At 60.7% G+C, this 12,845-nt stretch carries 11 protein-coding genes and 1 pseudogene; 8 read left to right on the forward strand and 4 right to left on the reverse strand.

Features of this window, described 5'->3' with window-relative positions:
* Window positions 1–60 precede the first annotated feature (60 nt).
* From ACP7DW_RS04205 to ACP7DW_RS04225, 5 genes are read left to right on the forward strand one after another with little or no spacing between them, the layout of a single operon-like run.
* Window positions 61–744, forward strand: coding sequence for a vWA domain-containing protein (locus tag ACP7DW_RS04205; protein WP_426054020.1), 684 nt, complete (start codon window positions 61–63; stop codon window positions 742–744).
* A 14-nt stretch (window positions 745–758) separates the two neighbouring features.
* Window positions 759–1,517: a PP2C family serine/threonine-protein phosphatase gene (locus tag ACP7DW_RS04210; protein WP_426054021.1), complete on the forward strand. Its 759-nt coding sequence runs from the start codon at window positions 759–761 to the stop codon at window positions 1,515–1,517.
* Window positions 1,514–3,859, forward strand: coding sequence for a hypothetical protein (locus ACP7DW_RS04215; protein WP_426054022.1), 2,346 nt, complete (start codon window positions 1,514–1,516; stop codon window positions 3,857–3,859). The genes ACP7DW_RS04210 and ACP7DW_RS04215 overlap by 4 nt, the downstream gene beginning before the upstream one ends.
* A 9-nt stretch (window positions 3,860–3,868) precedes the next feature.
* Complete coding sequence (locus ACP7DW_RS04220; RefSeq protein WP_426054023.1) at window positions 3,869–5,215, forward strand: toxin-antitoxin system YwqK family antitoxin; 1,347 nt, start codon at window positions 3,869–3,871, stop codon at window positions 5,213–5,215.
* Complete coding sequence (locus tag ACP7DW_RS04225; protein ID WP_426054024.1) at window positions 5,200–6,555, forward strand: toxin-antitoxin system YwqK family antitoxin; 1,356 nt, start codon at window positions 5,200–5,202, stop codon at window positions 6,553–6,555. Before ACP7DW_RS04220 ends, ACP7DW_RS04225 begins: the two co-directional genes overlap by 16 nt.
* A 55-nt stretch (window positions 6,556–6,610) precedes the next feature.
* Here ACP7DW_RS04225 and ACP7DW_RS04230 read toward each other — a convergent pair whose 3' ends face one another.
* From ACP7DW_RS04230 to tssK (ACP7DW_RS04240), 3 genes are all read right to left on the reverse strand, one after another.
* Complete coding sequence (locus tag ACP7DW_RS04230; protein ID WP_426054025.1) at window positions 6,611–6,976, reverse strand: helix-turn-helix domain-containing protein; 366 nt, start codon at window positions 6,974–6,976, stop codon at window positions 6,611–6,613.
* Between the two features lie 379 nt (window positions 6,977–7,355).
* The gene (gene tssK / locus ACP7DW_RS04235) at window positions 7,356–8,234 is read right to left on the reverse strand and encodes a type VI secretion system baseplate subunit TssK (RefSeq protein WP_426054421.1); all 879 of its coding nucleotides are present in this window, start codon (window positions 8,232–8,234) and stop codon (window positions 7,356–7,358) included.
* Window positions 8,204–8,359, reverse strand: a complete 156-nt coding sequence (gene tssK / locus ACP7DW_RS04240) for a type VI secretion system baseplate subunit TssK (protein ID WP_426054434.1) — start codon at window positions 8,357–8,359, stop codon at window positions 8,204–8,206. Before tssK (ACP7DW_RS04240) ends, tssK (ACP7DW_RS04235) begins: the two co-directional genes overlap by 31 nt.
* A 227-nt stretch (window positions 8,360–8,586) precedes the next feature.
* On the opposite strand from tssK (ACP7DW_RS04240), the gene ACP7DW_RS04245 reads away from it, so the two are divergent.
* From ACP7DW_RS04245 to ACP7DW_RS04255, 3 genes and pseudogenes are all read left to right on the forward strand, one after another.
* Window positions 8,587–9,468, forward strand: a complete 882-nt coding sequence (locus ACP7DW_RS04245) for a type VI secretion system baseplate subunit TssF (protein ID WP_426054026.1) — start codon at window positions 8,587–8,589, stop codon at window positions 9,466–9,468.
* Window positions 9,468–10,031: a hypothetical protein gene (locus ACP7DW_RS04250; protein WP_426054027.1), complete on the forward strand. Its 564-nt coding sequence runs from the start codon at window positions 9,468–9,470 to the stop codon at window positions 10,029–10,031. Before ACP7DW_RS04245 ends, ACP7DW_RS04250 begins: the two co-directional genes overlap by 1 nt.
* 63 nt (window positions 10,032–10,094) lie before the next feature.
* Window positions 10,095–10,904, forward strand: a pseudogene (locus ACP7DW_RS04255) (IS3 family transposase); the annotation flags it as partial.
* A 288-nt stretch (window positions 10,905–11,192) separates the two neighbouring features.
* Here the strand turns inward: ACP7DW_RS04255 and nadB are convergent.
* A complete protein-coding gene (gene nadB, locus ACP7DW_RS04260) occupies window positions 11,193–12,806 on the reverse strand; it encodes an L-aspartate oxidase (protein ID WP_071078363.1) in 1,614 nt (537 codons plus the stop codon).
* Window positions 12,807–12,845 lie beyond the last annotated feature (39 nt).

Here is a 12,845-nt window from a genome sequence, read left to right on the forward strand (position 1 = left end):
AGTTTGTGGCGCGTGATGTAAGATTCGCACTATGTCTGATTTCACATTTTCCGATTGCCCATGAGTTCAATAATGATTCCCGACGTCGCGCTGGTCGACAATACCGAACAACGCACGCCGCTGGTGCTGGTGCTGGACTGTTCCGGCAGCATGGATGGCGAACCCGTCTCGCTGCTCAACGAAGGCCTGGCCTTGCTGGAACAGGAACTCAAGTCCGACGTGATCGCCGCCAAGCGCGTGCGCATCCTGGTGATTCAATATGGCGCCCACGATGAAGCGGTGGTCGCCAGCAACTGGTGCGACGCCATGGATTTCACGGCGCCCCGCCTTGAGGCGAACGGCACCACGCCGACCGGCGCGGCCGTGGAACTGGCGCTGGCGGAAATCGAGCAGGAAAAGCAGCGTTTCCGCGCCGCCGGCGTGGCGTACACGCGGCCATGGCTGTTTTTGATGTCGGACGGCGAGCCGACGGACCGCTGGCAGCACGGCGCCGAACAGGCGCGCGCGGCCGAGCAGGCGAATAAAGTGGCGATCTTCCCCATCGCCGTGGGCGACCATGCGAATATCGATACCCTGGGGCAGTTTTCCAGCCGCGGCGAGCGGGGCGTGAAGCAGCTGAAGGGCTTGCAGTTCCGCGAACTGTTCCTGTGGCTGAGCGCCAGCATGCAGGTGGTGTCGCAATCGCGTCCCGGCGCGCAGGCGCAGCTGGCTTCGACGGACGGCTGGTCTGTCGTCAATACGTGAAAGCCCGCTGATCCATGGCGATAGTCAATCAGCCTTGGCGCGTGTTCGGCGCCTCGGTCACGGGCAAGGCGCACCTGGATAAAGCCATCGCCTGCCAGGATGCGCACGCGCACGCCGTCGTGGGCGACGTGCTGGTGGCCATCGTTTGCGATGGCGCCGGTTCGGCCAGGCTCAGCGAGCAGGGCGCACAGTTTGTGGCCGCGCACACGGTGCAGGCGCTGGCCGGGCGGCTGGAGCAGGGCGCCAGCGTGCAGGATTTGCACGACGGCGCGCTGGCGGGCACGCTGGCGCAGATCCGCGCCGCGCTGGACGACATCGCCCGCGCCGCCAACGCCACCCTGGACGACTACGCTTCTACTGTGGTGGGCGTGGTCATGGGGCAAGATGCCGGCTTCTTCTTCCACCTGGGCGACGGCCTGGGCGTGGCGCAGTTGGCTGACGGTAAGGAGCTGATCTCGCTGCCCGCGAATGGCGAATATGCCAACGAAACCTATTTTCTGTCGGGCGAGCGCTGGCGCGAACAGTTGCGTCTGCTGCCGATTCCGCAAGCCGTGCGCGGCGTGGTGCTGATGTCGGACGGCTGCATGCCCTTTGCCATGAGCAAGAACAATGCAGCCTTGTACGCGCCGTTCATGGATGCCGTGCAAGGCTATCTGCGCACGGTCGAGAGCGTCGAGTTGGGCAATGCGGCGCTGGCGTCCACGCTGGCCGACCCGCGCACGCACCAGATCACGGGCGATGACAAGACCCTGCTGCTGGCCATGCGCGCATGAGCCAGAAGCAGGGCGTGACACCGGGCCTGAGTCCGGGTGGCAAAATCTGGCTGGATAAAGTGCGTACGCTGGTGCTGGGCAAACTGATTAAAAGCGGCGGCGCGGGCAGCGTGTATCTGTTGCCCGGCGCGCCTGCGCAGGTCGCCAAGCTGTACCACCCGCACCTGGACCGGGCCGCCAACCGGCGCAAGCTCGAAGCGATGCTGGAATTGTCGCCCGAGCTGCCCGACCAAGTGGAAAACGGCAAGCGCTACGTGCAGATCGCCTGGCCGCAAGCGGCCGTGTTCGACGGCCAGGGCGGCTTTGCCGGTTTTGTCATGCCTTTGCTGGACATGGCGCAGACGGCCGAGCTGGAACAGATCATGCAGGAGCGCCAGGCGCGCGCGGCCGGCCTGCCCACGGGACTCGGTCCCAAGCTGACCCTGGCCGCCAACCTGGCCGCCGTCATCGATGCCTTGCACCAGCAGCAGCATTACGTGGTCGATTTGAAGCCCGTGAACCTGCGTTTCTATCGCGATTCGCTGTACATCGCCATGCTCGATTGCGACGGTTTCAGCATCCAGGGCCATGCGGAGCGCTTTCCTGCCGAGCAATTCACGGCCGATTACCTGGCGCCGGAATTCCAGCGCAAGGGCATGCCGGCGGGCACGGAGCTGGCGCAGGACCGCTTTGCCCTGGCCGTCATCATCTTCCAGTTGCTCAACTTCGGCATCCACCCGTACAGCGGGCGCCCCGGCAATGCCCAAGTGGCGACCGATATTCCCGGGCGCATCCGCGACGGCTGCTATGCGTATGGCGTCAAACGCCACAAGCAGCTGGCGCCGAACGCCACCAGCGGCCACGCACGGATGCCGCCCGAGCTGCGCGCCATGTTCGACCGCGCCTTTTCGCCGTCGCCGCAACCGCAGCGGCCGTCGGCGGCCGACTGGGCGCAGTTGTTGCGTGGCTATGCGCAGCGCAGCGGCGGCAAGCTCGTCGTGTGTGCCGTCAATCCCGAACACCAGCATTTTGCCGGCCAGGGATGCGCGGCCTGTGCGCGCGACAAGGTCATCGTCGCGGCCGGGCAGGCGTCCGTGCTTGCCCAGCAGCAGATATTGGCTCAGTCTCAGCCGCCGCAGCGTAGCGTGCGCGGCGCGCACCATACGGCGCCGGGGCAGGCGCCCGTCGCCGTTCCCCTGGCGGGCAATACTGGCGGCGGCATCAGCGGCAAGGGCTGGGCCGTGGTGGTGCTCTTGATCGTGCTGTTCCTGATCGGCTTTACGGCCTGGACTTCGTCGCCCGATGAAACCAGGGCCAAGGCCGACTTGCAGGCGCAAGCCGAGCAGGCGGCTGGCCTGGAAGTATTCAGTTGGCGCCCGCGCAAGGCGGCTGGTTTCCAGCCGTCCGATGCGCGCAAGGCCGTGCGCAGCCTGTCGCAAGCGATCAGCAAGGGCGACGATGGCGCCGTCACGCGCGGCTTGCAATTGCTGTACCGGGCGGGCGAGGACAAATCGTCGCGCTATGAGGGCGACAAGGTGCGTGCGCGCCTGCGTACCACCTTGATGGAAGGCTTGGGCGCGATGCCCGGCTATGCCCCGGAATTGGCGAATACCTATCTCGACCAGTTGCAAGCCGACCCGCGCGACCATTTGGCGGCGGCGGCCATGGGCCGCATGCACCTGAGCCTGGACGAACCGCAGGCGGCGCGCCAGTATTTCGAACAAGCCGTGTGGGCACGACCGACCGATGGCGTGGCCTGGCTGGGTATTGCGGCCACGGGGCTGCTGCGTGGCGGCGAGGAGCGCGATGCCGTCAACATGGTGGCGCTGGCGCAGCTGACGTCTTATCGTTACGCGGTGCAGAACGCCATGCCGGCGGAACCGGGCGAGCCGGCCGACAATGGCGTCGCCGCCACGGCGCAGCGCATGGACCGGGCCGCCAAGGTGCTGCGCCTGGCTCAGGGGTGGGCTTACCAGAAACGCTGGGACAAGGCGCTGGCCGATGGCGCGCTGCTGGCGGCCAAACTCAAGGCATTGCCGCCCTTGCCGGACCAGGTCGGCGGCGTGCTGCGCGAGACGATGACGACGCAGACGTATGGCGTGCTGGACGAAAAGCATGCGACGGGCGAAAACCGCCTGACCCTGACCATCGCGGCGGACGGCAGCCTGACCTATGCGGCGGCCGAGTTGCCGATGGAGCCGATGCTTAACAAGGCGCTGCTCGATAGCGTCAAGCGCTGGACCTATTTGCCGGCCGTCAAGCATGGCCAGTTGCAGGATGCCAAGGTGGAAGTGCTGGTGCGCTATCGTAATGGCAGGGTCAGCTTTGTGCCGGCCGACGCGCATGTATCGCCGGAAGATTAAAGGAATACCATGAAAATCAAGACCTTATGTGCGCTGCTTGGCACCTCCTTGCTGTGGCCCGCGCTGTCGCAGGCGGAGATCGCGCAGCGCCTGGTGGTGACCAGCATCGCCGCGGAGCCAGATAGCGAAGGCGGCGATGTGTTCACGATTGCCGGCACGACGGCTTGCGGCGGCAAGCAGATACGCATGGATGCGCGCTCGGTGAACCTGGACGAGGCGCCGTACGAGGCGCTGAAAGCCCAGCTTGCTGAACGCATGCGCGCCAGGACGCCCATGCTTGTCACCCTGAAAGAATGCCCGGACGATGCGAGCGTGCCCATCGTGCGCCAGATCGTCGCCTGTACGCCGGCCACCTGCGCCGATGGCCGGGCGCGCCTGTATCTGCACGAACGTTTCTTCCCCATCGAGCAAGAAAAAGCACCGAACGTGCTGCTGTTGCCCTTGCCGAAAGGCAAGCTGCCAGGCACGTGGAAGGTGGACGTTTACAGCGTGGCGGGCCACAAGCTGCGCCTGTCCGGCCAGGTCAACCGCGCCGATTATGCCTCCGGCGAGCTGGTGGGCGGCTATGTCTCGTATTACCCGGATGGAAAAATCGAGAAACAGGTGGCGCAGGATGGGCAGGGACGGCAGGATGGCGTCACCAGCCTGTATCGTGCCGATGGCAGCCTGGAATCGCGTGGCAACTGGCGCCATGGCTTGCCGGAAGGCACGCACCAGCAATATCACGCGACGGGCAAGCTGCGCGAAGCCAGCGTGTACCGCGAAGGCAAGCGCGTGGACGGCCCCGTGCAGACGTTTGACGCGAATGGCAAACTGAGCACCAGTTTTGTGCTGCGCGATGGACGCATGGAAGGCGAGCTGCTCGCGTATTTCCCGGATGGAAAAGTAGCGGGCCGCACGCAAGTGAGCAAGGGCAAGTTCAATGGCAGCAGCGCGGAGTACTATCCCGATGGCGCCGTGCGCGCCAGCATGACGCTGGTCAACGACCTGCCGGTCGGGGAAGCGCTGGAGTTCTATCCTGACGGCAAGGTGCAAAGCCGCCAGCAGTATGGCGACAAAGGCGGGCTGCTGAGTATCCAGCGCTACAGCCCGCAGGGCGTGCTGGTGCTGGAAAGACGCTGGGATGCGCAATGGCGCGAGCAGGGCACGTCGCGCTCGTGGTACGAAAGCGGCAAGCCCGAGCAAGCCATCGAGTACGTGAACGACCGGCGCGACGGCTGGAGCCGCAGCTGGCGCGAGGATGGCAGCCTGAAGAATGAATGCCGGTATGTTGCCGGCAAGGCACAGGGCGACTGCGGCGAAGCGCCGCCAGCGCCGGAACTGCAGCGCAAGGAGCAGGCATGGCGCGCACTTTGAACCATTTGTTTGGCGCCATGCTGCTGTTGCCGGCGCTGGCCCACGCCGAGATTGAGCAGCGGCAAATAGTCACCGCGATCAAGGCGACGCCCGACGGCGATGTGCTGACCCTCGCCAGCGACAGCGGCTGCGGCGGGCGCCAGATGCGCATGGATGCCCGCTCGACCGGGCTGGACGCGGCGCAGTATGCGGCCATGAAGCAACAACTGGCGCCGCTGATACACGACGGCACGCCCTTGTTGATGCGCATCAGATCGTGTCCGGCGCCAGGCGCAGCGATAGCCATGCCCGAAGTTGGCAAACTGGGTGGCTGCGAGCCGCAAGCCTGTGCGGACGGCAAGGCGCGTCTGTACCTGAATCACAATTTGAGCCGTGGCGAAGTCAAGGAGCACGCGCGCTATGCGCTGCTCCTGCCGCTGCCGCCAGGCAAGACACCTGGCACCTGGCAAGTCGAAGTGTTCCACGTGGGCGAAGGCGAACCGAAGCGGCTGACCGGCCAGGTCAACGCTCCCGATTACCTGCGCGGCAAGCTGGTGGGCAACTACAGCATGTATTACCCGCATGGTCAGCTGGAAATGTTGGTGGAGCAGGATGGGCGCGGCGTGCAGGAAGGCATGCAGACGCGCTATTACCCGGACGGCCAGGTTTCCATGCGCAACACGTGGCGCAATGGCGTGCAGGAGGGGGAAGAAAAGACTTACCACCAGAGTGGCAAGCTGATCGAGTCGCGCACCTACCGCGACGGCGCCCGCGCCGATGGCCTGGTGGAAACCTTCGACCAGGATGGCAAGCTGCGCACGCGCATGACCCAGGTCAAGGGCCAGACGGAGGGCGAACTGCTGCTGTTTTATCCCGACGGCACCGTGCAAAGCCGCAGCCTGTATGTGAACGGCATCCAGACGGGACCGAGCACCAGCTATTTCCCGGATGGCAAGGTGCAGCGCACTGCCACCTACGTGGACGGCAAGCCCGCTGGCGAGAGCGTCGAATATTATCCTGACGGCAAGGTCGCCAGCAAGCGCACGCACAGCGACCATTATGTGTTGCGCAGCGAACAGCGCTTCAGCCGGGCCGGCGTATTGATCGTGCACAAGCAGTGGAATGCGGGCGGCCGCGAGGAGGGCGCATTGCGTTCCTGGTATGCCGATGGCAAGCCGAGGCAGCTGATTGAATACGTCGATGGCGAACGCCAGGGCTGGACGCGGCACTGGCGCGCAGATGGCGGGCTGGAAAGCGAATGCCGCTATGTGGCCGATGTGGCGCAGGGGGCGTGCACGGGGGAGTCTGCCAGGATGTCGTACACGGAGGATGGGATCGAGTTTGACATGCCGGAACCGTGAACAGGGGATGTCATTGCTGTTCGATCACTGATGCGTGGCTAGCCTTTTTGTTTGTTCATTTGCTCGCAGAATTGACCCACTCTGTTTGCCCCGCCTTCCACTGCCTGGCAAACGCTGCCACGCGGTCGTATGACCCTGCATAGCCCAGCTCTTTCAGGTCCTCATGGATCTGCTTCAAATTGCGCCGCTGCTTACGCGGCTTGGTCGTTTCGGCCTTGAGCCACCCGGATAGCTGCACCGAGTATTTGTCTAATCGGCTAACTGATCGCCGCTCCGCATAGGAGGGCTCAGTGGTGTCTGATCGCCGATAGCGTTGGACGGTATTGCGAGAGATATCCAGTCGCCTGGCGATTTCTCGTATTGGGACCTGGTCACGAAGGTGCCAGCGTCGAATGATACCGAGTAGAGCCACGTTGATCACTCCGATCTGCTGCCGATAAGACAGGTGGAATTGTGCTACTAACGTGGGTCAGATTCCGTTGCAAATTCGTGGGAAAGTGGGTCAATCTTCAGTGCAACTTAACACCTATAGAAGAGCTGTACGCTTCCGTCGTTGACGCTGATATTCAGCAGCTGGGGGACTATCCCATGCTCAGTGGTGAATATGCCAAGTGGCGGTGCGACGCCAAGGTCCAATGGACGCGCTCAGCATGCAATTTGACAAAAAAAACCCGCCAACTGAGGGCGGGTTGAATCCAATTCTTGGAGGAGTTGGAGGAGACAGATGAATTATGCTGCGCTGCGCCATATTTCGCCAATCATCATTTGTAATGAGATGTATCACCGGTGGGAATGACACTCTAATCGGTGATGGCGAACAACTCCATCCGCAGTTCTGTGAAGGTGCTGGGCGCATAAATGGCTATCGCCTGGGCCTTCATCATCGCCTCGTAAAGCTCACCACGATTATCAATCGAGAAATAATAAGCGTTCGGGCGGACCGGCACTTCCATCGGCACCTGGGCCATGTGGACCAGTTGCAGTCCCGGCAAGGCGCTGCGAATCAAGGCCTCGATGTCGTGGGGCGATGCGATTTTTAACTGACGCGGCACCTCCGCGACCAGATTGAGCGCCGGCATATTGGCGGTGACGGCAAGGTACAGCCCAGCTTTCCTGTCCAGTAGCGTGGCGTCAATTTTTCCCTGATGGTATGGGCCTTGTTCCTTGTCGAAGGTGAGAGGGATGACGACGTATCTGGACGACACGACCGTATCGAGCAGTTCGCAAATGATGGCGTTCAGCGCGTCGAAACCGGGAGCCGGACTCTCATGGTCGTAGGCCGGTAAATCTGATACCGAATACTTCCGGGAAAACGCCATCAGGCCGCCCGCGAGCACCATCAGCTTGTCGAACAGCCGCTCCGGATGGCAATGTCCCGACTTGGCGCAATGGGCCAGGGACGCGTTCGCGGCGCTGACCGTGCTGAGCGCGTCGGTGTAGAGGTCCAGCGTCTGCGCATCGAATGGCGCGTAGCGGGTGTCATCGTACGGGGCCTCGCCGCTGGCCAGATTGCCGCCATGTGTCTTGACGACAGGCAGGGCCGCGTAAAAGACGAAGCTTTGCTCATCCGCGGGCAGCTTGCCCAGGTCTATCGCCAAGGGCAATTCATCGGACAGCGGCGCCTGGTAGATTTCTCCATCCTTGAAAATCAGGTCCAGCGTGCAAGCTGGACGCCCCAGGTGTAGGGATTGATGGCCGACGCGATATGCCGCAAGCGGGCCTCGTGATACAGGTCCAACTGCTGGAAATGCTGCGCATCGAGCGTGAGACCTTCGGCCCACAAGACTTTGAATGAGATGCTCATGTTCTCTCCATTGGAATGCATTGCTCGTCGATAGAGTTTGACGCTGCATTTAGGAAACTCGTTGAGTTTTCGCAAGAACGATCCCAAGCCCGGCCGTTGCCACGATGACGACGAGCAAAACCCGCCACTGTCACCAGTATTGCGCAACCACAACATATTCGCCATCGCTTGATTGATACTTGAACATCTGCACACGGCTTTCGTCCGTGAGGGGCAAGGAGAGGTTGATGGAAGACCTGCTGCCGTATTTCGAGCGTGAACTGGTGTATCTGCGCCGCCTCGGACGCGAATTTTACGAGCGCTATCCGAGGTTGGGCGACTTGACGCCGCTGCGCGACGCCGACAGCTACTCGGTTCGCCTTCTGCGCCGGCCGACCCGCACCTGCCGTTTTGCCAAAGGGAGCCAGCAATGGCGATTGATTTCCCATCTGACGTTGAACCAGCACGCGCTGTTGCAAAGCGGATTGCCGGCTTTCCGCGAAATGCTGGCCCTGTACGATTTGGCACATTCGCCGATTTCGCGGCGTCAGATAGAAGGCATCACTGACTTGCAACAAGCGGCGACGGTGGCCTGGATGCGGCACAAGCATGGCGCCGCGCTGGTGCACGGAACCGAGATGCGCATGACACTCGACGAAAATGATTTTTCTGGACCTTTGGTCGCGGCTAACGGATTACAAGAAAAACACAAAGAAGATTTTTTGTTCAGCGCCAGAGGAGTTCCGATGCAAGGTACCGGAAAAGACAGCGATGGACGCTATATTGCATTGGCTCAATTACTGGGCGGGTGGCACCGAAATTCAAGGAGGGTTCCTGACCGCGTCGTATCGCAAACTGGTACATCGTTCCGACATGTTCAGAGTATTCAAGGGAAGTACGGACCAGTTACGGAAAATCATTCTATTGTAGTTGATACAAGCATCATTCCAGCTCGAGCGAAAGTCAATATTGAAGGTGTCGGAACACGTTATGCAGATGACAAGGGGAGCGCCATTAAAACCTATCATATTGATAATTTTCTTGGCGCTGGAGCGGCTGTGGTAAAAGCATGGATGCTCGGCGGTGTAAATGGAACCAGACGTCAGGTGAAATATTTGGGAGCTGAATAATGAAAAAATTCATATCAATCGCCTTGGTAATATTTACATCAAATTGTCACTCAGGAAATATCAATAAATTTGAATCCATCTACATTGACACTGCAAAGAACATTCATATTATTTTTCCTGATGGCCGAGATAAAAAGATAACAAAAAATGGCCGTGCAGCAAGAGCAACCTTGGCGCCAGATAAGCATTCCGCAGCATGGCTAGTGTTAAATTCATGGATTGCGGAGGGAGATGTAGGGCCAAGTTCCAGTCAACTTGCAATTTATAGAAATAGCAGGCTTCGATATATAAAGTGTGAACCCTTCATCCGGGATTATTGGTTCTGGATGGGAGGAAAGCAGGTCGCTATTGATTGTGGAGGCAGGCATTTTTCAGGTACTCTCATTCTATATGACGCCAATACACTGCAAAATATTGACTCTATTTTCCAGGCAGACGTTCCGGAAGACAAGCGTCCGGCTTGGTCCAGGCAGGAAAGCGCTTCGACAAATGCTAAAAACAAAATAGTGGGAACTCAACTGACAAGTCAGCTATTACCTTTCTACATGTCCAATCCCGTTTGATCATAAACGCGCTTGACGAATAGTTCCGGTTTCTTTTGCTGCCATTCTTTGAGCGCCTGGATGGGGGTTCATCCCAGCGGCTTCTATGCGTGGCGCGTTCAGCCAGAAAGCAAGCGGACCAAGGAAGACAAACGATTGCTCGGTCACATTAAGCAGTCATGGCTGGAAAGCGGCGCGGTCTACGGCTACCGCAAGGTATCCGACGACCTGCGCGACTTGGGCGAGCGATGTGGTAGCAATCGCGTTCACCGCATCATACGCTCAGCGGGGCTACGCTCACAGACCGGATACGGCAAGCGCAAGTGGAAAGGCGGCGGCATGCCGTCGGTGGTGGCGCCGAATCATCTGCAGCGGCAATTTGACGTGCCTGAGCCAAACCGGGTCTGGGTGACGGACATAACTTACATTCGAACCCATGAAGGCTGGCTGTACCTGGCAATTGTGCTCGACTTGTTTTCACGCCAGGTTGTCGGGTGGTCGATGAGTTCGCGGATCGATACGGAGTTGGCGATGAATGCGCTGCTGATGGCGGTTTGGCGACGCAAGCCGTCCGATCCGGTGATGGTTCATTCGGATCAGGGCTCGCAGTTCACCAGCAAGGACTGGCGCGATTTCTTGGCGGCGCATCGGCTGGAACCAAGCATGAGTCGACGTGGAAACTGTCACGACAATGCTGTCGCTGAGAGCTTCTTCCAGCTTCTAAAGCGCGAGCGCATCAAGCGCAAGACCTATGCAACCAGCGACGACGCCAGGCAAGACATCTTCGACTACATTGACATGTTCTACAATCCGAAGCGCCGTCACGGATTTAATGACAGGCTTTCGCCAGCAGAGTTTGAGCGAAGGCATTTTGAACGGCTCACGAGTGTCTAGCAGACTCGTGGCGATTCAGCTGCCGCTGACCTGGCAACCGCAGGCAATTGTTCAGTCACTCTGCCGATAGCCTCAATCATGAAGCGCTGAGCTAAAGACTGTTCCGCAGGGTCGTCCAGGTCCACCGCAGAGGCAATCGCATCAAAAAGTCTCTTACTCAATATTTACGTTAAATTTCCCTGATTGCTCGATGCCTGCAGCGGGGCCGCCTTTGGCAAATGGCGGAACACCGCAATGATTCATCGCACAATGCGCCAGCTTCCGGAATGAGACGGCGCTTGTTGCACGCTAGCGGTGCGGCGGCGTCAACACGCTGGCGATCGCCTTCGGCAACGTTTCCGGATAATCGCGGCTGAAGTGCAGGCCGCGGCTTTCGCGGCGGGACAGGGCGCTGTTGACGATCATCGAGGCCACGTCGACAAGATTGCGCAGTTCCAATAAGTCGTGCGTGATGCGGAAGTTGCGGTAGTACTCGTCGATTTCTTCCTTCAAGAGGGCGATGCGGTGCTGGGCCCGTTCCAGGCGCTTGGTGGTGCGCACGATGCCCACGTAATTCCACATGAAGCGGCGCAGCTCGTCCCAGTTGTGGGAAATCACCACTTCCTCGTCCGCATCGGTGACGCGGCTTTCATCCCAGTCGGGCAGGTACGGCGTGCCCAGTTTTTCCTTGCTTTCGATATCCTGCGCGCAGGCGCGGCCGATGACGATGCATTCGAGCAAGGAATTGCTCGCCAGGCGGTTCGCGCCATGCAGACCCGTGCAGGCTGTCTCGCCCACGGCGTACAGGCCCGGCAGGTCGGCGCGGCCCGCCAAGTCCGTCACCACGCCGCCGCACGTGTAGTGAGCGGCCGGCACGATGGGAATCGGCTGCTTGGTGATGTCAATGCCCAGTTCCAGGCAGCGCGCGTAGATGGTGGGGAAGTGCTCGATGAGGAATGCTGCCGGCTTGTGGCTGATGTCCAGGTGCACGTAGTCGAGGCCGCGCTTCTTGATCTCGAAGTCGATGGCGCGCGCCACCACGTCGCGCGGCGCCAGTTCGGCCCGCTCATCGTGGGCCAGCATGAAGCGCGTGCCAGCTGCCGCGCCCGCTTCGGGCGGCAGTTTCAGCAAGCCGCCTTCGCCGCGGATGGCTTCGGTGATCAGGAACGATTTGGCGTAAGGGTGGTACAGGCATGTCGGGTGGAACTGGATGAATTCCATGTTCGACACGCGGCAGCCCGCGCGCCAGGCCATGGCGATGCCGTCGCCGCTGGCCGTGTCGGGATTCGTTGTATATAAATACACCTTGCCGGCGCCGCCCGTGGCCAGCACGGTGTGCTCGGCGGCAAAGGTGTGCACCTTGCCCGTTTGTTCATCCTGCACGTACAGGCCGTGGCAATGCGGTTGCGCATTGCGGTGGGTGGGCTTCATGCCCAGCTTGTCGGAGGTGATCAGGTCGATGGCGCAATGGTGTTCGAACAGGCTGATGTTCGGGTGGGCGCGCACCTTTTCTTCCAGGGTCACTTGCACGGCGTGTCCGGTGGCGTCGGCCGCATGGATGATGCGGCGCTGGCTGTGTCCGCCTTCGCGGGTCAAATGGAAACCCAGTTCGGCCGTGGCGTCGCGCGTAAACGGCACGCCTTGCTCGATCAGCCATTCGATGGCTTCGCGGCCGTGCTCGACGATGTAGCGCGTGGCGCTCTCGTCGCACAGGCCGCCGCCGGCGATCAGGGTGTCTTCGATGTGCTGCTGGTGGCTGTCGCCCGAGTCCAGCACGGCCGCGATCCCGCCCTGCGCCCAGTTGCTGGCGCCATCGAGCAGCGCGCGTTTGGAAATGATCGCGACAGTGCGCGTTTCAGCTAAATGCAGTGCAACCGATAAACCCGCCAGGCCACTGCCGACAATCGCTACATCAAATTTCATGACATTCATCTCTTTTAGGGGAAGCATACTATATGCCAT

Source organism: Janthinobacterium sp. PSRC1-1, assembly GCF_049897525.1.
GTDB classification, from domain to species: domain Bacteria; phylum Pseudomonadota; class Gammaproteobacteria; order Burkholderiales; family Burkholderiaceae_D; genus Janthinobacterium; species Janthinobacterium tructae.

Excerpts from the sequence above, each read along its gene's own strand:
- ACP7DW_RS04225 (WP_426054024.1), top strand. The coding sequence starts at position 5,200 with ATGGCGCGCACTTTGAACCATTTGTTTGGCGCCATGCTGCTGTTGCCG.
- ACP7DW_RS04220 (WP_426054023.1), top strand. The coding sequence starts at position 3,869 with ATGAAAATCAAGACCTTATGTGCGCTGCTTGGCACCTCCTTGCTGTGG.
- ACP7DW_RS04245 (WP_426054026.1), top strand. The coding sequence starts at position 8,587 with ATGGAAGACCTGCTGCCGTATTTCGAGCGTGAACTGGTGTATCTGCGC.
- ACP7DW_RS04215 (WP_426054022.1), top strand. The coding sequence starts at position 1,514 with ATGAGCCAGAAGCAGGGCGTGACACCGGGCCTGAGTCCGGGTGGCAAA.
- nadB (WP_071078363.1), bottom strand. The coding sequence starts at position 12,806 with ATGAAATTTGATGTAGCGATTGTCGGCAGTGGCCTGGCGGGTTTATCG.
- ACP7DW_RS04205 (WP_426054020.1), top strand. The coding sequence starts at position 61 with ATGAGTTCAATAATGATTCCCGACGTCGCGCTGGTCGACAATACCGAA.
- ACP7DW_RS04210 (WP_426054021.1), top strand. The coding sequence starts at position 759 with ATGGCGATAGTCAATCAGCCTTGGCGCGTGTTCGGCGCCTCGGTCACG.
- tssK (WP_426054434.1), bottom strand. The coding sequence starts at position 8,359 with ATGAGCATCTCATTCAAAGTCTTGTGGGCCGAAGGTCTCACGCTCGAT.
- ACP7DW_RS04250 (WP_426054027.1), top strand. The coding sequence starts at position 9,468 with ATGAAAAAATTCATATCAATCGCCTTGGTAATATTTACATCAAATTGT.